This window comes from Kosakonia sp. R1.Fl (assembly GCF_023516815.1).
Classification (GTDB): domain Bacteria; phylum Pseudomonadota; class Gammaproteobacteria; order Enterobacterales; family Enterobacteriaceae; genus Kosakonia.
Genome location: NZ_JAMGSQ010000001.1, coordinates 2,825,457 through 2,843,985 on the forward strand (window position 1 = coordinate 2,825,457; position 18,529 = coordinate 2,843,985).

Consider the following 18,529-nt stretch of genomic DNA (forward strand, 5'->3'; position numbering starts at 1 on the left):
TCAGGAGGCAACGATGGCAACGCATCCACATGACGGGCCGTTATTACAAGTCAGCCACGTCGATATTGAGTACCGCACCCGCGAGCGGCAGGTACGCGCGACCCATGATGTCAGTTTCGACGTCTGGCCCGGCGATCGTTTTATTCTGCTCGGGCCATCTGGTTGTGGAAAATCGAGCCTGCTGAAAGCGGCGGGCGGTTTTCTCGCGCCGCGCAGCGGGCAGATTGCCTTGCAGGGCGACGTTATCACCGCACCTGGACCTGAACGGATGATGGTGTTTCAAGAGTTCGACCAACTGCCGCCGTGGAAAACGGTACTGGAAAACGTCATGTTCCCGCTCCTGGCGAGCCGCAAAGCGAACCGCGCACAGGCGAAAGAGGCGGCGCTGCATTTTCTTGGCAAAGTCGGGCTGGCGGATTTCGCCGATGTGATGCCGCATATGCTCTCCGGTGGCATGAAACAGCGCGTAGCGATTGCGCGGGCGCTGGCAATGAAGCCGCGTATTTTACTGATGGACGAACCATTTGCTGCACTCGACGCGCTGACACGGCGCACCATGCAGGAAGAGTTGCTGGCATTATGGGAAGAGGAACGTTTTACGCTGCTGTTTGTCACCCACTCGATTGAAGAAGCGCTGGCGGTCGGCAGCCGTATTCTGGTGCTCTCGCCGCATCCCGGGCGGGTCAGGGCAGAACTGAACTGCCATCAGTTCACGCTTAATGATTTCGGTAGCGAAGCGTTCCAGCAGGCGGCGCAGCATATCCATGATCTGCTGTTTCCGGCTGGTGGCGCTGGCGCATCCCTTTCATCTGACAAGGAGCCGGCTTATGTCGCAGCCACCGTACATTCGTCCTGAATTTGAACGCGAGCTGCCGCCGCTGCGCAATGTGCCGGTTGAAATACCATTACCGCTAAGCCAGCGCTTGTGGAATCAGGCGTGGTTGCGCAAGTCGCTGATTGTGCTACTGGTACTGGCGCTGTGGGAAGTGGCGGCGCGGGTACAGCATAACGACTTGATGCTGCCGGGCGTGCTGCAAACCTGGCACGCTTTCAGTGAAGATATGCGTAACGGCGAACTGCCGGAAAAAATCATTAACTCGCTGAGTATTTTGCTGAAAGGCTATTTGATTGGCAGCCTGCTGGCGCTGGTCGCCAGTGCGCTGGCGGTGACAACGCAGTTTGGCCGTGACCTGCTTAGCACGTTAACGGCGATGCTCAACCCATTGCCGGCGATTGCGCTGTTGCCGCTGGCGCTGCTGTGGTTTGGTCTGGGGAATGCGAGCCTGATCTTTGTGCTGGTGCATTCGGTGATGTGGCCGATTGCGCTCAATACCTGGTCTGGTTTTAGCGGTGTGCCGGAGACATTGCGCATGGCGGGGCGCAACTATGGCTTGAGCGGGCCACGTTACGTGCTGACGATCCTCATCCCGGCCTCGCTTCCGGCGATCCTCTCCGGTTTAAAAATTGGCTGGGCTTTTGCCTGGCGCACACTGATTGCCGCCGAGCTGGTATTTGGTGCGTCCAGCGGACAGGGCGGGCTGGGTTGGTATATTTTCCAGAACCGCAACGAGCTGTTCACCGACCGCGTATTCGCCGGGCTGGTCACGGTGATTGCCATTGGTTTACTGGTGGAAGGCGTGGTCTTTGCCAGCCTTGAGAAAGTGACCGTTAAACGCTGGGGAATGCAGCGTTAAGCGCCGCACGTTTTTCCCTCCTGCCCGGCGCTGCCGGGCAAAACAGTGATCCCGGCTAATGCTTTTGTCAGGTTTTGTCAGTACTATCCTCTGCGCGAAAAAACAGACAACGAGTAAGCGATGACCCTCTTCTGGTGTGTAGTGCCAATATTGCTGTTGTTCTTTGGCAAAGCGTGGAGTTCGGCGAAGATCCGCGAATATTACCGCCGCTCGCAGCGCGCTCTGGAAGCGACCGTGGCCAGCGAGATGGATAACCAGCAACCTTCCTGGATAAATGATGTCGCGCAGCGTGCGCAATTCACCGCCTCGCTGTGTGAGCTGTGCCTGAAAAAAGAGGTGCCAGACTGGTTTCTGGAGAGCATTGTCGGCAACGACGAAGGGATGCGTTTTCTCACCCGACACGCCGCGCTGATGGAAACCTTCGGCGCGCCATTTCGCGACCAGGTGCAGGCCGCCGCCGAGCTGGTCGACGGCGCCTGGCAACGTTCAAAATTACGCGGTTATTGATGGGTAGGGCGGCGGGCAAAGCTGGCGGATAACCGGTCCAGCAAAATCGCCATCAGCACCACTACAATACCGCTTTGCAACCCAAGCCCGATTTCCAGTTGTTGAATGCTGCTGAGAATATCGTTGCCCAGCCCGCCAGCGCCGACCATTGAGGCGATGATGACCATCGACATTGCCATCATGATGGTCTGATTGATGCCCGCCATAATTGACGGCTGCGCGGCCGGAAGTTGTACCTTCCACAACAGTTGCCACGGCGTACAACCAAAGGCGATCCCCGCTTCCAGCCGTGCAGTGTTGACCTGGCGGATCCCTAAGTCGGTTAATCGCACTACCGGTGGCATCGAAAACAGGATTGTGGCGAAAATACCCGGCGGGCGACCAAGGCCAAACAAAATGGTGGCCGGGATCAGGTAAACAAACGCAGGCATGGTCTGCATAAAATCGAGCAGGGTACGCACAATGCTGCCCACCGTTGCTCGCCGCGCGCTCCAGATCCCAAGCGGAATACCGAGCAGCAGACTAAAAAAGGTGGAGGAGAGTGTCAGCGCCAGCGTAATTGCAGCATGTTCACTGTAGCCGCTATAGATGATGTACAGGGTTGCCAGTAGCGCGAACAGCGCAAATCCTTTGCCGATGCGCCACGCGCCAAGTCCGACCGCCAGCACCACCAACCCCCACGGCGAGAGCGCGCTAATCAACTGTTCAAGACCACCGGCAAACAGATCAATAACGCTCGCGATGCCGTCGAAAAGCCCGCCCGCATTTGCCAGTAACGCGTGGACAGCATCATCAATCTGCCGACTAAAATCTAATGGGTAAGCCATGGTATTCCTTAACGAGTGCCCCAGATATCGGCGTAGTTTTCCGCCAGTTGCCAGCGGGAAACGTCCACCCCGGAGAAGAAGTGGCGCACATAAGGTGTAGCAGGGGCGTTTATCAGCACTTCCGGTTTACCTACCTGCACCAGTTTGCCTTTTTCCATTATCGCGATGCGCGAACCCAGCCGTAGCGCCTCTTCCATGTCGTGAGTGACAAAGACGATGGTGCGTTGCGAGCCCGTCTGTAGCATCAGCAGCAGGCTTTGCATTTCGCGGCGGATAATCGGATCCAGTGCGGAAAACGCTTCATCCATTAATAGCACCGTCGGCTCCACCACCAGCGCCCGCGCCAGCCCAACGCGCTGCTGCATGCCGCCAGAAAGCTGGTGCGGATACTGCTCAGCAACCTGCGCAAGGCCCACTTTCTCAAGCATGGTCAGCGCCCTGGCTTCCCGCGCTTCACGCGGAATACCGGCAACTTCAAGACCGAAGGCGACGTTTTCCAGCACCGTGCGCTCATCAAAGAGCGCAAAAGACTGAAACACCATACTCATATGCTGGCGGCGCAGCGCAATCAGCTCATGCGCAGACAACGTTGCCAGCGCGCGCCCCTGAAAAGTGACGTCGCCAGAAGTGGCCGGGATCAGATGATTTAAGGTGCGTAGCAGGGTCGATTTGCCCGAGCCGGATAAGCCCACAATGACAAAAATCTCACCGGCAAAAATCTGCAAATGAATATTTTGCAGGGCTTTTACCGGTACGCCTTTTTCCCGGCGTGAGAAAATACTTTTTCGGCGCGTCGAATAATAGTTTTTATCCACGGCGCGTAACTCAAATAAAGGTTGCGACATAATGTTTGCTTTATTTTTGGGTTTCGCGTTCACACTAACGTAAAAGAATTGGCTGGAGTATTTATTTTAACTTTGCTGATATGCTTTTTCTGCATGAGCTTATTTAAAAACCGGCAATTGACGTTGTGTTTTCATGAAAGCCCCAGGCTTCATCTAATAACCATGATTTGACTTTTTCCTGCTGGGCGGAAATCGGTTTATGGCTGGCAGAAATAAGATAATAACCGCGCTCGGTTCGCACCGCCGGGCCGCACTGCGCTAACTGCTGATGAGTAATAAATGGTGCAATTAACGGTTGCCAGCCAAGGGCAATGCCCTGGCCTTCCAGCGCCGCCTGGATAACCAGCGAGTAAGCATTAAACGTACGCGAGGCGCTATGGCTCTGGCCGAAAATCTGGTGGTAGCGAAACCAGTCCTCCCAGGTCATCCAGCGCTGCGGGCGGGTTTCCGGCAGCTTTAACAGCGGATAACGTAGCAGCGCTTCCGTCTGCATGTTTTCTTCCATTTTCTTCTTTATTTCCGGTGCGCAGACCGGGAACACAATTTCCGGAAACAGGCGTTGGGTCTGCGTTCCCGGCCAGTTTCCCTGACCAAAATAGATGGCCAGATCGGCATTGCTGTCGCGAAAATTGTAGTCATTGGGCGAGGTGGTAACCTGCACTTCCACTCCGGGGATCAGCGCCTGCAAGCGCTCCATTCGCGGCAGCAGCCAGTAGCTGGCAAAACCCATATCGGTGTCGATGCGCAGCACGTTGCGCTTGCGTCGGGTGCGCTCCAGTTGCTCGCTGATGTCGCTCAGGCTGCTGCGGACAATCAGGTACAGACTATGGCCGGACTCGGTTAACTGCACGCCGCGATGCCGCCGCTCAAATAACGGGGCATCAAGCCGGTTTTCCAGCATTTGAATGCGCTGGCTCACCGCCGGTTGGGAAAGCCCCAGCTCATTTCCGGCAGCGGTGAAATTACCTAATCTTGCTGCCGCCTCAAATACCACCAGCGCCTGTAAAGGCGGAAGTTGTAATTTGTCTGCCATAATTCCACCTTATTTCACGATAAAGAAATAACCCCTTCACAGAGGAATATATGCGTGAGATAAACGTATCACGTTTTTTACGTCTATTTTATTTTTGGATGTCGCATGCTTATAAAGAAACCGAATATCGTTATTCTTATGGCCGACCAATTAACGGCCAGCGCATTAAAAACGTATGGGAATAAGGTTAGTCTGACACCGAATATTGATAAATTAGCCAACGAAGGGGTGGTGTTTGAATCTGCCTACTGTAATAGTCCGCTGTGCGCGCCGTCGCGCGCCGCATTGATGACCGGGCAATTTATTTCACGCAACGCCGTTTATGATAATGCCGCCGAGTTTCATGCCGATTCACCAACCTTTTGTCATTATCTGCGCGAGCAGGGTTACCGCACCTGGCTTTCCGGCAAGATGCATTTCTGCGGCCCGGATCAGCTCCACGGGTTTGACGAACGCCTGACCACCGATATCTACCCGGCAGACTTCGGCTGGACGCCGGACTGGGAACGCCCGGAGCGCCGTCTTGACTGGTATCACAACATGAGTTCGGTGCTGGATGCGGGGGAGTGCGTGCGCACCAACCAGCTTGATTTTGATGACGAAGCGCTGTTTCTCGCACGCCAGCGGTTATATGACGCTGCACGTCGGCCGTCGGAACAGCCTTTTATGTTGCTGCTGTCGCTGACTCATCCGCACGATCCGTTCGCCATTCCGCGTCGCTATCTCGATCGTTTTCGCGAAGAGGATATCGATCTGCCGCAAACACGCCGTGAAGACGTGGAAGACGACGCGCATTCGGCACGCTTGCGAGCGATGTATCAACTGGAGGAAGGGCTGCTTACCGACGACCACATTCGCCGCGCGCGTCACGCCTATTATGGTGCGCTGGCGTATGTGGATGATTGTTTCGGCGAGGTAGTGAAAACCTTGCAGGACACCGGGCTTGCGGAAAATACCGTGGTGCTGGTGGTCGCCGATCACGGTGAAATGCTGGGTGAACGCGGCCTGTGGTACAAAATGACTTTCTTCGAGAATGCGGTACGCATTCCATTTATTGTGCATAACCCAGCGCGGTTTACGCCGAAGCGTATCGCACAAAGCGTGTCGCTGGTGGATCTGCTACCAACGCTGGTGGAACTGGCAAGCGGAGAAGACCGTAAAGCGCAGGCGATAGCCCCGCTCGATGGCAACAGCCTGGTGGCGCATTTGCGCGGCGAAAACGGCCCGGATGGGGCGTACAGCGAATACCTTGCCGAAGGCGCGCTGGGACCGATGCTGATGATCCGCCGTGGCCCGTGGAAATACATTCACTCTTTTAGCGAAGCGCCACAGTTATTCCACTTGCAACGCGATCCCCATGAGCGCGAAAACCTGGCGACACACAGCGAATACCAGACGGTGGCAGATGCGTTTGCCGCTGAAGCGGACGCGCACTGGGATGTGGCGGCGCTGCGTGAGCAGGTGCTGGCAAGCCAGAAGCGGCGGCTCTTTTTAACCCGCATCGCCGGGCGCGATGCCATTCCAAAATGGGATTTCCAACCGCAGCAGGATGCGTCGCAGCGCTACATTCGTAACCACCAAACGCTGGATGAACAGGAAGCTTTTGCCCGTTATCCGCACCCTTTAAAACAACCGGCCGGGAAATAACAATGAACCACACTGTGAGCAAACTTTTACTGCTGGCGCTGGCTGGCAGCGTTTCACTGAATGCTTTCGCCGCCGACGCTGAGCGCTGCGCGACGGTGACCCAGTCCGATCCGGGCTGGACGGATATCGCCTCAACCAATGCGCTTTCTGGCGTGGTGCTTAACGCGCTGGGTTACCAGCAAAAAGTGCAGAATCTCTCTGTGGCGCTGGCTTTTCAGGGGCTGAAAACCGGCCAGGTGGATGTTTTTCTGGGTAACTGGATGCCTGCGCAGGAGCCGGTGATCGGTAAATTTACCGCCGACGGCGCAATTAAGGTGATCGGCGCAAACCTGCCTGCAGCGCGTTTTACGCTGGCGGTGCCGGATTATGTTGCCGCAGCCGGAGTGAAAGATTTCGCCGACCTGCAAAAGTACGCCGATAAATTTCACCATAAGATTTATGGTATTGCGCCGGGCGCGCCGGCCAACCAAAACCTTAAAAAGATGCTCGATAAACATGATTTCGGCCTGCAAAACTGGCAACTGGTGGAATCGAGCGAGAGCGGCATGCTGGCGCAAGTGACCCGCGCGGTGGAGCGCAAAGAGTGGATCGTCTTTTTAGGCTGGGAGCCGCACGCCATGAACACGCGCTTTAAGCTGGCCTACCTGAGCGGCGGCGACAGCTACTTTGGTGCGAATTACGGTAGCGCGACGGTAAATACGGTGACACGCAAAGATTTCGCCACCGATTGCCCGAACCTTAATCGCTTTTATAGCCAGCTGAAGTTTGATGTCGCGCTTGAAAACGCAGTAATCACCCGCGTGCTGGATAAACAAGAAGATGTCAACGCGGCGGCGAAAGCCGAGCTGGCACAACGCCCGGAACTGTTAAAAACGTGGCTCGCGGGTGTTACCACGCGCGACGGTCAACCTGCACAACCGGCCGTCGAGAAAGCGCTCGGTCTGTAATTTTCCCGCTGTTCGCGCCGGATGTCTGCATATCCGGCGCTTTTCGCTTTTTTTACCGCTTAATTTATCCCCACGACAGCGAAGTAAAACGATAGTTCTTGCTCGAAAGTAAAGAATGCGTATAGTTCTCATTCTCTTTAGTGTTTGTGGGTACAACAGGATCTTCCCCGCAATAACAGTGAGCGTGAAGGCTGACAGGGAACACTGAAAAGCTGTGACGAGCTGCGCCGGGCCGCATCTGCCCTCAGCAAACGATCGCGCACAGGATGCGTGGCGTGGGCGCTCGTCTGCCCTGATGACATTAACGGTAAAGGATCTCCCATGAAGATGAACACCTCCGTGCTGGCTCTGCTGGCGGCGATGGCGCTTGCCGGTTGCAGCGCACATACCACCAGCAGCGCACAGCCTGTGGCACCAGCAGCAAAATCTGCGGCGGCGCAGTTACCAGAGAGCATGGTGAAACGCGAACTGGCGAGCGGTCTGTATGAAATGGCGCTCAGTCCGCAAGGCGATGCGCTGTATGTTGCCAGCGCGGAAGGCTTTAAAGATGTGCAGGGCGGAGTGGTATACAAGCTGGATCCGAAAACGCTTAAAACCCTCGGCGCGACCCACACTGACCTGAAAAACTTTGGCATGGCTATCTCCCCGGATGGCAAAACCGTGTATGTCACTAATTCGCTGGACGGCGGCGTGAGCGCCATCGACACCAGCACCGGCAAAGTGCTTTCCCGCACATTGTTCCCGGAACGCAACGAAAAAGGCCTGCCCTATGGCGCGCGTGAAATTGTGCTGCATAACGGCAATTTATATATCGGCGCCGTTGCCGATCCGGCGCTGGTGTGGGTGGTTGACGCGAAAACCCTGAAGGTCAAAGCGCGTATCAAAAATGCGGGCAAATGGGTGACCGGTCTGCACTTCTCTGCGCAGACGCAACGTTTGTACGTGGCGAATGGCGGCGGCGAAATCCTGGTGGTCAATCCGCGCAATAATCGTATCGAGCAACGCTGGAAACCACTGGGCGACAAACCGGCGCTGCTGTTGAATATCGCTGAAGATGAGGCCACCGGCCGCTTGTTCGTTACCGATAATTCAAAAGCCAAAACCACGCTGGTGCTGGATATCCACAGCGGCAAAATTGTGAAACAGCTTGAGGGCGATGCGCTGGCGGTGAAATTCAACGCTAAACGCCATGAAATCTATATTACCCAGCGTGAGTCCGGCAACGTGCTGAGCCTTGATGCAACCAGCTATGCGGTAAAACAGCGCTGGGATCTGCCGCCGCATCCAAACAGCCTGCTGCTTTCCGCCGATGGTCAGACGCTGTTTGTCACCGTCAAACAGGCATTTAACAAAGATCACTCCACCAACGGCCCGGATAGTGTCGTCAGGATCGATCTGAACAAGTAATGACGCTGGCCTGGAAACGGGCCATTTCTTTTTATTTCAATAGCTAATAATGATGAATAACAGCAAAAAACATTCGATACCTTTGCGCAAGACCTTGCTTGCGCTGGTCATTGGCGCGGTCGCGCATAACGCACAGGCAGCGACGGCTGACGCCAGCGTAAAACCCACGCATGAAGAAACCATTGTCGTGCAGACCACGGTGAACAGCGAATTTAAGCCTGGCGGTAATGATCTCGTACCTGCATTCCTTGATGGTCAGGTGGCGCACGGCGGCCGTCTTGGCGTGCTGGGCGAGCAAAAAGCGATGGATGTGCCGTTTAACGTTATCGGTTACACCTCGAAGCTGGTGCAGGATCAACAGGCGAAAACCATCGCTGATGTGGTCAGTAACGATGCGGGCGTGCAGGTTGGCCAGGGTTACGGCAACTTTGCCGAAACGTACCGTATTCGCGGCTTCCAGCTTGATGGCGACGACATGTTGATGGGCGGTCTGGCGGGCATTGTGCCGCGCCAGATTGTCGATACCCAGATGCTGGAGCGCGTGGAGATTTTTAAAGGTTCGAACGCGCTGATGAACGGGTCTGCGGGTTCGGGTGTCGGCGGGATGATTAACCTCGAACCGAAACATGCCGACGATACGCCGCTTACCCGCGTGGGTGTCGATTACACCACCCGCTCGCAAGTCGGTGGTTCGCTGGATGTGGGGCGTCGCTACGGCGATAACAACCAGTTCGGCGTACGCATGAATTTGCTGCATCGCGAAGGGGATGCCGCGGTGAAAGATGACCATCGCCGCACGACGGCTGCGTCAATTGGCCTTGATTATCGTGGCGAGCGCTTGCGCACGTCGCTGGATCTCGGTTACCAGAACAAAACGGTTCATGGCGGCGAAATGGGCGTCAATATCAGCGCCGTCGACTTTATTCCGACGCTGCCGGATACCCGCAAAAACTACAGCCAGCGCTGGGCGCACAGTGATATTGAGAACGAATTTGGCCTGGCGCGCGCTGAATATGATCTGACCGATGACTGGACAGCTTACGGCGCGCTCGGCGGCCAACATGCCCATGAAGACGGCACGTATGGCGCGCCTAAACTGTTTAATAAAAACGGTGACGCCACCTTCAGCCGCATGGATACGGTGCGGATTTCCGACTCCTGGAGCGGCATGGCAGGGTTGCGCGGTAACTTCGATACCGGTTTTGTTTCCCATAAAGTGAACGTCGGTTATTCGGCGAACATCAAGCGCGATCGCGTGGCCTGGACCCAGTCCGATCAAAAAAATCTGCCGGTGGTGAACATTTATGATCCTTCGGCGATCCCGCTGCCGGACAATTTGACCCATAGCGGCAACTACAGTGACCCGCTGACAACCGCGCGCTACCGCTCGCAGGGTTATACCCTGAGCGACACGCTCGGCGTATTCGACGACCGCCTGCTGTTTACCGTGGGCGCACGTCACCAGAAATTGTGGGTGCGTAACTACAGCAATGCCACCGGTGCGGAAACCACCACTGCGCGTTATACCCAGGATCGCTGGATGCCGACGTACGGTGTGGTCTATAAGCCGTGGGATGTCGTCTCTTTCTACGCCAACCATACCGAAGCGTTGCAGCCAGGCGGCGTAGCGCCGAAGACAGCGGAAAATCGCTATCAAAGCGTGGGGATTGCGCATTCTAAACAGAACGAAATCGGCGTGAAAACGGACTTTGGACGCATTGGTGGTACGCTGGCGCTGTTTGAAATCAAAAAGCCGACCGGCATTCTTAATAGCACGACCAATGTTTACGGGCTGGACGGTGAGCAGCGTAACCGTGGCGTGGAGTTGAATCTGTTTGGGGAGCCGGTGCTCGGTCTGCGTCTGAATGGCAGTGCGACCTGGCTGGATGCCGAGCTGACGAAAACCAAAGATGGCGTCAACCAGGGCAATCGCCCGATTGGTGTGGCGAATTTCTACGGGGTGATGGGGGCCGAGTATGACATCAAACCGGTCGATGGCCTGACCGCCACGGCACGCGTGAACTATACCGACTCGCAATATGTAAACACCGCCAATACCCGCAAACTCGACAGTTACACCACACTCGATCTTGGCCTGCGCTATCGTATGCAGCTGAATGCGGAGAAAAACGAGATGGTCTGGCGCGTGGGCGTGGATAACGTCACCAACGAGAAATACTGGGCCAGCGTAGAAGACAACGGCACCTATATTTACCAGGGCGATCCGCGCACCGTGAAAGTCTCAATGAGTTACGACTTCTGATAGTTGTTTTACCCGGCGGGCGTGATGCCCGCCTGTTGCAGGCTGTTCAACACTTCCCGCATCCCCCGACTCACCACTTTATCCTGCCGCATTACCAGCGCTAACTGGCGCTGGAGCGGCGGCTGCACCGATTGTACGCGCAGGCCCTGGCGGTCTTCTTCAGCCTGAACCGCCACGCCGGGCACGATGCTGTAACCCAACCCGGCGCGCACCATGCGTTTTATCGCTTCAATACTGCCCAGCTCCATCACCGGCGCGGGGGTGACACCGCCTGCGCTAAACCACTGTTCTATGAGCAGGCGCGTACTGCTGCCGGATTCGAAAACAATCAGCGGAAGGTGCGCAAGCGTTGCCGGCGTCGGCAATAAAACGCCGTCAGCGTCTTGTGCAGTGATCACCACAAATTCTTCGGTGAATAGCGGTGAAATCGCCAGATTGCGCCCGTTGGCGGGCAGCGTTACAAGGCCGATATCGATACGATTTTCTTCCACCGCGCGCACGATATCACTGGTGTTGCCGGTACGCACCCCGACTGACAGTAACGGGAACTCGCGGTGCAACTTTTGCAGCAGCGGCGGCAACAGGTGAATACAGGTCGTCGCGCCGGTGCCTATCGTCACGCTGCCGCTGACCGCGTGCTGATGCTGCGCTACCGACTGCACCGCGGCGCTGACGGCATTTTCGATCTCCGCACAATGCGCCAGAAAGGTTTCTCCGGCGGCGGTGGCGCGCAGACCACGCCCGGAACGTTCAATCAGGCGGACGTGCAGGGCCTGTTCAAGCTGGCGGATTTGCAGGCTGACGGCGGGTTGCGAAATGCCTAACACCTCTGCGGCGGCGGTAAAACTGCCGCGGGCGAGCACCAGCTTAAACGTCGCTAACTGGTCAAAGCTGAAGTGGGGCATGGCAAAGTTTTCCTTATAACGGTGATAAGCGCAGCCTGGTGCCGCGCGGGCGGCGTTACCGGTAGCCTGTAGATATCATCAAACGGGGAACAGTTTATGGAAATTATTGACGCGCAAGAACATCATCTTAGCGCGATTGTGCAGATTTATGCTTATCACGTGACGCACGGTAACGCCACGTTCGAAACCGAAGCGCCGGACGTGGATGAAATGCGTACGCGGCTGGCGAAAACCCGCCACAATGGCTTGCCGTGGTATGTCGCCGTGCATGAAGGGCAAGTCCGGGGTTACTGCTATTTATCGCGCTATCGCGAGCGGCGGGCGTATCAGTACACGCTGGAAGATTCCATCTATGTTGATGACAACTTTCGCCAGCAAGGCGCAGGCAAAGCACTGCTCGCCCGCGCGGTGGCCTGGGCGGAGCAAAACGGTTACCGCCAGCTCATCGCCAACGTCGGCAACAGCGAAAACGAAGGTTCATTACGCCTGCACAGCCGCGCCGGTTTTGTGGTTATCGGCACGCTGAAAAGTGTCGGCATGAAGCACGGGCGCTGGCTGGATACCGTTCTGATGCAGCGCCCGCTGGGGGAGGGGGATGGCACGCTTCCGCAGCCCGGGTGAGCGAGCAGCCCGCGCAGCGCGGGTTATTTCAGGCGCTTTTCTGCGATGCTATACACGGTGTTGCGTTCGCGTTTTCCGACAGAGACAACGAACACCACAATCCGACCATCGTTCACCTGGTAGACAAGGCGATAACCTGAAGCGCGCAGTTTGATTTTGTAGCAATCAGGTAAATGGCTGAGTCTGTTTGCTTCAATCCTCGGCGCTTTAAGTACCTGAGCAATTTTCTTTTTAAACTGCTCGCGAACAGGCTGCCTAACTTTCGCCACTCCTTTAACGCGCGTTCATCGAAATCCAGTTGATAAACCATACCACCTCCTTGTTTGCTAAAAGCGGCCTTTCCCTGGCCGCATTCATGTATCAGCGTTTCATCACAAATCGTCCAGTGTCACACGAACCGGTTTCGGATCACGTAAACGCTCACGCACGATTTCGATCAGTTGCCGATCTTCATCATTAAGCAGTGTGCGGTGAAACGGTAGCTTGCCGTTCTCGGCAACATATTCGAGCGTCTGTCGCAGGAGCTCGGAAGGTGTTACGCCAAGTTTTTCCAGAGCGGCAAAGGAACGCGCTTTTAAATCGTCATCGATACGAACATTCAAATTGCCCATGGATTTACCCCTGTCATTACGTTTGTAATGACATAATGGCAAGGTTAAGACCTTGATGCAACCGCAGCCAGGCAGATCAGGACAATTCGTCTGCCGTCACAATGCGCTCAAACGCGTTCAGTTCCGCCAGCTTGCCGTGATACCACTGCTCGCAAAACGCGCTGCCTAAATGGTCCGCCAGATAGGTGCACTGGCGAAACGCCTCCAGTGCAGGTTGCTGGAATAACGGCAGATCGGGCGAGGCGCGGGTGAAGTTGGCCAGCGCGTCATCATCAATACGCTCCAGGCCGTATAACATACCCGTCAGTAACGTCGCCATCGCCAGATAAGGGTTGGCGTCCGCGCCCGCCAGGCGATATTCGATCCGCCGGTTGCGCGCGTCAGAGCAGGGAATGCGCAGCGCGGCGTTGCGTTTGTTGTAACCCCAGGAGTGAAAAAGCGGCTCATCCAGATTCTTACGCAACCGCCTGAACCCATTGACGCCCGGCGCCATGATCGCCAGCGACGCGGGCATCAGTTCCAGCATGCCGGCAAGGGAGAGTCGCACCATCTCATTGGGTGCCTCCGCCGGGCTGGCAAATACATTTTCGCCATTCGTGTCATTAAGACTGACGTGAAAATGCAGGCCATTACCGGCCAGGTCTGAGAAGGGTTTCGCCATAAAATTGGCCTGATAGCCAAATTTCTCCGCTACGGTACCGGTGAGTTTGCGCAGTGCCAGCACCTGCTCGCAACTCTCCACAACATTGGATGAATGGCACATATTCAGTTCAAACTGCCCGGCTTCGGCTTCGCTAACGATGCCGGATAAGGGAAGACGCTGCGCTGCCGCCATGCTTTCCAGTTCCTCAATAAACGCAGAGTAGGTGGACGGCACGGCCAGATGAAAACAGCCCTGCGGGCGGTTTTGCTGTGCAGCGGGATCTACAAGGTAGAACTCCATTTCCGCTGCCACCACCGGGTAAAGACCATGCTGGTGAAACTGACGCAGCACATTTTGCAATATAACTCTTGGCTCCAGCGGCCACGGCATATTATTGCTGTCGAGCATGGTTAATAATAATTGCGCGTTATGGCGTGGATCGTGCGCGCTCGGGCGTAGCGTGCCGGAAACGGGTAAACATACATTATCAGGCTCTTCGTTAATAAGTCTGTCGGGTGAAGAGGTGATTATTTTCCCTTCGCGATCCATGGCGTAAACAGATTGCGGAAAATAACAACCCGAGCTTAGCGAAAATAAGTTTTCGACGGCGACTCTTTTTCCGCGGAATGTGCCATGGGTATCGTTAAGATATATATCAACGTGTTTTGTTTGCGGGTGTTCGTTCAGATACTCCTTGATTTCATGAGAAAAATTTTGCTGAAATTGTCTGATCTCCTGATCCACCATCAACACAGATCGCGAATGCAACGGTGTTGGAAATGTTGTGGTGGTAAAAAAGGTGCGGATATTTTTCAGCAGCGGAATAGTCATCAGCGAGTTCATCTTTTTTCTTTCTGTCAGGCCTTTTTGGCGGTGAACTCAGCATAAAAGAGCGCTTTTTATTTTGATATAAACGCCGCGTAAAAAGGAAATACGCGGCGATAAAAATAGTATAAAAATGGCGCGCTTAAAGCGTAGAAGGCATTTTTAGCAGCGCCGAGGGCGCGCTATCCGCGAAATGCGTTTTTACCCAGTCGAGTGTTTTGCGCTGGCCTGGAAATGTGAGCAATTCGTGGGCGTCAGCAAAGCTGACCCAACGGTATTCGCTGTGCTCGTGGTTAAGCGTTATCTCGCAGGCTTCATCGACGTACGCAACAAACACCGGCACGACGGTGATGGCGTCGCGGTGCGCTTCGTAAAACTGCTCGCAGCAGTCGGCGGAATAGAGTTCGCTAAGCTGCAAGCCCGTCTCTTCCTGAGCTTCACGCCGTGCGGTTTGCCAGGCTGTTTCACCGTGTTCAATGCCGCCTGCAATCTGGCACCACAGGCCGTTAAGCATTTTACCGCTGCGTTTAAGCAGCAGAACGCGCCAGCCCGCTGCGGAGTTGCACAGCACAAACAGGGCTATCGAAAAGCAGCGTATCGGGATTTCCTTACTCATTGTTTTCTCCATGTTAATGGCTAAAGCAGCCGTATCAGGGTATCGCCAGGGCTTGTTATGGTTTCGCGCAAATGGCCTTTTTCCTGATTTTTCACAACAACCAGGCAGCAGATCGGTTACACTCGCGGCACAGAAAAGCCACATGACAGGAGGTTTATATGCTGGAAAAATTGCGTACCCGCGAGGGGAAAAAATTTATCATTGCGGTGGTGATTGTATTCCTGGTTGCCGTCAGCGTCATTTCGAAAGTGACCTTCGAGGGCGTTGAAGATCAGTACAATTTGCCGATGGAATCCTGGACGGTAACGATGTTTATCATGCAGGGCGCATGGGTTGCTATCTACAGCCTGATGTTCACCATCATTGGTTCACTGCCGTTTGGTTTTTATTTCCTTGGCCCGAAAGACGATCGTGGCTAATCCCTCCTGCCCTGGCGTGCTGTCGGGGCTGTCTCTCTTGCGCCTTAATCGAAATCGTGATCTCTCGCGTCCTCAGCGTAAAGTTCTGCAGTAAGCCTCAGTGACCGATAGGTTAACTGCCACTACATTCATTGGCTTGTGCAGGCTGCTGTTTATCGCCTGCAAACGCGTTTTTACCTCGTAATAACATCTCCGTTAACAATTAAAGATCAAAAAATAATCGCCGATAGAGATCTCACAGGGAGTTCGAGCTGAAAGGAAGATGACGATGTAAAGGCTGACTCCAGGAGAGCCGTAATGGCCAGAGAATTTGTGACCAAAAAAATGAGCACCCGCGCGCAAATGTTGCTGACGGGAGCCATCACCATCACCCTCGGTTTTGTTGTCACTATCGGGGTACTGAGCTGGCAGTCCAGCAGTGAACAAAAACACCTCGCCGAACAATATCTGCAAAAAATTGCTGAAAGCCAGGCGTTGACTATCCAGCAACAACTGAACTATGCCCGCGATGTGGCGCATAACCTCGGTCACAGTATGATTGCCTTGCCAGAAGCCGGGATCACTGACCGCCAGGCGGCGGATAAACTGCTGATCTCCGCCCTGCGCGATAATCCTGACTATCTCTCTATCTCGGTTATTTTTGAAGACAACGCCTATGACGGTCGCGATGCAGAGTTCGCGGATAAACCCGATCAGGCACCCAAAGGCCGCTACGCCTTCTTTGTCGATCACGATCAATCCGGTAATTTTAAGCTGCACCCGTTAACGTCGATCTTTACGCCAGGCCAGGGCGACTACTATCTGCTGCCGCAAAAAAGCCAGAAAGACACGTTAATTGAGCCTTACAGCTATGCCTATAACGGTGTACCGACGCTGCTGACCTCAGTGGCAGCACCGATTGTCAGCGGTGGCAAACTGCATGCCGTTGTGACATCGGATATCTCGCTGGCTTCATTGCAACAGAAAGTGAATCAGATCAAACCGTGGGAAGGGGGCGGTTATGCAGTGCTGCTCTCTACCGCCGGAAAGGTGATTTCTTACCCGGATAAAAACTTGACCAGTAAGCCTTACCCCGGTAAAACAGAGGGCTTCACCAGTAAAGTCGTGGAACAAGATGATCCGATCCTCGGCGAAAAAGCGCTGATCACCTGGCAGCCAGTCTCTATTGGCAACAGTACCGATAACTGGTATCTCGGCGTCGTTGCGCCGGTGAGTTCGGTGATGGCGGCAGCTAACCGTCAACTGATGTACGCCATTGTTCTGGGGGTTATCAGCATCCTGTTGGTGTGTGCGCTGCTCGGCCTGGTCTTCAGCCGTAAAGTGTTGAAACCGATTGGTGGCGAACCGCTGGAAGGGGCGAATATCGCGCTGGCGGTCGCGGACGGCAAACTCGATAACACCATCCCGGTGAAAGGTAACGATCGCAGCAGCCTGTTCTATGCCCTGCATACCATGCAGGCGCAGTTACGGCAGATTGTCGGGCAGATCAAAGAAGCCAGTGACTCGGTGCGTCAGGGGGCTGGCGAGATTGTCAGCGGCAACATTAACCTCTCTTCACGTACTGAACAGCAGGCCGCAGCGCTGGAACAGACCGCCGCCAGTATGGAGCAGTTTAGCGCCACGGTGAAACATAACGCCGCCAACGCCCACCAGGCGACGGCGCTGACCGCCAATGCCACGCAGATTGCCAGCCGGGGTGAAACGCTGGTCGGTCAGGTGGTGGAAACGATGGCGAAAATTGACGACAGCGCGAAAAAAATCGGCGATATCACGGCGATCATCAACAGCATTGCTTTCCAGACCAATATCCTGGCGTTGAACGCCGCGGTAGAGGCGGCGCGTGCCGGTGAGCAAGGGCGTGGTTTTGCGGTGGTGGCGTCTGAAGTGCGCAACCTGGCGCAGCGCAGCGCCGATGCGGTGAAAGATATCGGCGCGTTGATTGAAGAGTCCAGCAAACGCGTCGAAGCCGGGGTGCAACTGGTGAACGATGCCGGTCACACCATGCAGGAGATGACGCAGGCGGTGAATTCCGTGCAGACCATCATCAATGAGATTGTCAGCGCCTCGGATGAGCAGGCCAAAGGCATTAGCCAGGTGACGATTGCCGTCAATGAAATGGACGGTGTCACGCAACAAAACGCCTCGCTGGTGCAGCAAATGGCTGCGGCAGCAACCTCACTCGAAGATCAGGCGCAGCAACTGGCGCAGACGGTGCATCAGTTCCGCCTCGACGCGTAACCTCAACAGAGAGCCTGGCAACAGGCTCTCTGCCTATCTTAGCCGGCAACCAGTTCGATACGGTTATTATCCGGATCCAGAATCACGGCTTCGTAAAAACCATCCCCCGTCCATCGCGCGGCGCTGGCTAACCGGCCCTGCTGACGGGCTTTTTCTGCCATCGCATCCACCGCCCCAACATCGCCGACATTGATAGCGATATGCGCCCAGCCAACAAACTCTGCGGCGTTTGGCGCATCGGCCAGCTCCGGCACGGTCATAAGTTCAATGGTTGGCCCGTTGTGCAGCGACATAAAATAGGATGCAAAACCGGCGCGGTTTTGACTGACATATTTCTCATTGCTGGTGGCGGCAAAAAAGTCGCGCCAGAATGCGCGCTGTGCGTCGAGATGGCGTGTCCAGAGTGCGACATGGGCAATGTTCAAGGTGACCTCCAGGGCGTAGGGGATGGTAATTGACAGCCTGATTCATTTGCATGATT

Annotated in this window: 18 protein-coding genes and 1 pseudogene; 10 read left to right on the top strand and 9 right to left on the bottom strand. The window is 55.2% G+C overall.

Annotation, left to right across the window (positions count from 1 at the left end; translation table 11 throughout):
- Positions 1-13: 13 nt before the first annotated feature.
- The 3 genes from M8Q36_RS13275 (at position 14) to M8Q36_RS13285 (ending at position 2,201) form a co-directional block, all read left to right on the top strand.
- Positions 14-856, top strand: a complete 843-nt coding sequence (locus M8Q36_RS13275) for an ABC transporter ATP-binding protein (protein WP_249881189.1) — start codon at positions 14-16, stop codon at positions 854-856.
- Entirely contained in the window at positions 828-1,694 is an 867-nt protein-coding gene (locus M8Q36_RS13280) for an ABC transporter permease (protein ID WP_249881190.1), read from the top strand. The genes M8Q36_RS13275 and M8Q36_RS13280 overlap by 29 nt, the downstream gene beginning before the upstream one ends.
- Positions 1,695-1,814: 120 nt before the next feature.
- A complete protein-coding gene (locus tag M8Q36_RS13285; RefSeq protein WP_249881191.1) occupies positions 1,815-2,201 on the top strand; it encodes a hypothetical protein in 387 nt (128 codons plus the stop codon).
- On the opposite strand, the gene M8Q36_RS13290 is transcribed toward M8Q36_RS13285, so the two are convergent.
- The 3 genes from M8Q36_RS13290 to M8Q36_RS13300 form a co-directional block, all read right to left on the bottom strand.
- Positions 2,195-3,028 carry an ABC transporter permease gene (locus M8Q36_RS13290; protein WP_249881192.1) on the bottom strand — a complete coding sequence of 278 codons (834 nt, stop codon included), beginning with the start codon at positions 3,026-3,028 and terminating at the stop codon, positions 2,195-2,197. The two genes, M8Q36_RS13285 and M8Q36_RS13290, sit on opposite strands and share 7 nt — an antisense overlap.
- An 8-nt stretch (positions 3,029-3,036) precedes the next feature.
- Complete coding sequence (locus M8Q36_RS13295) at positions 3,037-3,873, bottom strand: ATP-binding cassette domain-containing protein (protein WP_249881193.1); 837 nt, start codon at positions 3,871-3,873, stop codon at positions 3,037-3,039.
- A gap of 103 nt (positions 3,874-3,976) precedes the next feature.
- On the bottom strand, positions 3,977-4,906 hold the full coding sequence (locus M8Q36_RS13300) for a LysR substrate-binding domain-containing protein (RefSeq protein WP_249881194.1): 930 nt from the start codon (positions 4,904-4,906) through the stop codon (positions 3,977-3,979).
- A 105-nt stretch (positions 4,907-5,011) separates the two neighbouring features.
- Here M8Q36_RS13300 and betC point away from each other — a divergent pair, with 105 nt between their 5' ends.
- From betC to M8Q36_RS13320, 4 genes are all read left to right on the top strand, one after another.
- Positions 5,012-6,553 (top strand): choline-sulfatase, encoded by a 1,542-nt coding sequence (gene betC, locus M8Q36_RS13305; RefSeq protein WP_249881195.1) that lies wholly within the window; start codon positions 5,012-5,014, stop codon positions 6,551-6,553.
- A 2-nt stretch (positions 6,554-6,555) separates the two neighbouring features.
- A complete protein-coding gene (gene choX / locus M8Q36_RS13310) occupies positions 6,556-7,500 on the top strand; it encodes a choline ABC transporter substrate-binding protein (protein ID WP_249881196.1) in 945 nt (314 codons plus the stop codon).
- 321 nt (positions 7,501-7,821) lie between these two features.
- Positions 7,822-8,907: a YncE family protein gene (locus M8Q36_RS13315; RefSeq protein WP_249881197.1), complete on the top strand. Its 1,086-nt coding sequence runs from the start codon at positions 7,822-7,824 to the stop codon at positions 8,905-8,907.
- Between the two features lie 49 nt (positions 8,908-8,956).
- Complete coding sequence (locus tag M8Q36_RS13320; RefSeq protein WP_502825472.1) at positions 8,957-11,170, top strand: TonB-dependent receptor; 2,214 nt, start codon at positions 8,957-8,959, stop codon at positions 11,168-11,170.
- An 8-nt stretch (positions 11,171-11,178) separates the two neighbouring features.
- On the opposite strand, the gene M8Q36_RS13325 is transcribed toward M8Q36_RS13320, so the two are convergent.
- Positions 11,179-12,075: a LysR family transcriptional regulator gene (locus tag M8Q36_RS13325; RefSeq protein WP_249881198.1), complete on the bottom strand. Its 897-nt coding sequence runs from the start codon at positions 12,073-12,075 to the stop codon at positions 11,179-11,181.
- 96 nt (positions 12,076-12,171) lie between these two features.
- Here M8Q36_RS13325 and M8Q36_RS13330 point away from each other — a divergent pair, with 96 nt between their 5' ends.
- Entirely contained in the window at positions 12,172-12,696 is a 525-nt protein-coding gene (locus M8Q36_RS13330; RefSeq protein WP_249881199.1) for a GNAT family N-acetyltransferase, read from the top strand.
- A gap of 23 nt (positions 12,697-12,719) precedes the next feature.
- On the opposite strand, the pseudogene M8Q36_RS13335 reads toward M8Q36_RS13330, so the two are convergent.
- From M8Q36_RS13335 to M8Q36_RS13350, 4 genes and pseudogenes are all read right to left on the bottom strand, one after another.
- Positions 12,720-13,006 (bottom strand): annotated as a pseudogene (locus tag M8Q36_RS13335) (type II toxin-antitoxin system RelE family toxin).
- A 61-nt stretch (positions 13,007-13,067) separates the two neighbouring features.
- Complete coding sequence (locus M8Q36_RS13340; RefSeq protein ID WP_017458693.1) at positions 13,068-13,307, bottom strand: type II toxin-antitoxin system RelB/DinJ family antitoxin; 240 nt, start codon at positions 13,305-13,307, stop codon at positions 13,068-13,070.
- Between the two features lie 76 nt (positions 13,308-13,383).
- On the bottom strand, positions 13,384-14,793 hold the full coding sequence (locus M8Q36_RS13345; RefSeq protein WP_249881200.1) for a glutamine synthetase family protein: 1,410 nt from the start codon (positions 14,791-14,793) through the stop codon (positions 13,384-13,386).
- A gap of 124 nt (positions 14,794-14,917) precedes the next feature.
- The gene (locus M8Q36_RS13350) at positions 14,918-15,391 is read right to left on the bottom strand and encodes an NUDIX hydrolase (protein ID WP_249881201.1); all 474 of its coding nucleotides are present in this window, start codon (positions 15,389-15,391) and stop codon (positions 14,918-14,920) included.
- Positions 15,392-15,549: 158 nt separating this feature from the next.
- On the opposite strand from M8Q36_RS13350, the gene M8Q36_RS13355 reads away from it, so the two are divergent.
- The gene (locus M8Q36_RS13355) at positions 15,550-15,810 is read left to right on the top strand and encodes a DUF2534 family protein (protein WP_017458690.1); all 261 of its coding nucleotides are present in this window, start codon (positions 15,550-15,552) and stop codon (positions 15,808-15,810) included.
- Positions 15,811-16,107: 297 nt separating this feature from the next.
- Positions 16,108-18,048, top strand: a complete 1,941-nt coding sequence (locus M8Q36_RS13360) for a methyl-accepting chemotaxis protein (protein WP_249881202.1) — start codon at positions 16,108-16,110, stop codon at positions 18,046-18,048.
- A gap of 38 nt (positions 18,049-18,086) precedes the next feature.
- Here the strand turns inward: M8Q36_RS13360 and M8Q36_RS13365 are convergent, their stop codons facing one another.
- The gene (locus tag M8Q36_RS13365) at positions 18,087-18,473 is read right to left on the bottom strand and encodes a VOC family protein (RefSeq protein WP_249881203.1); all 387 of its coding nucleotides are present in this window, start codon (positions 18,471-18,473) and stop codon (positions 18,087-18,089) included.
- Positions 18,474-18,529 lie beyond the last annotated feature (56 nt).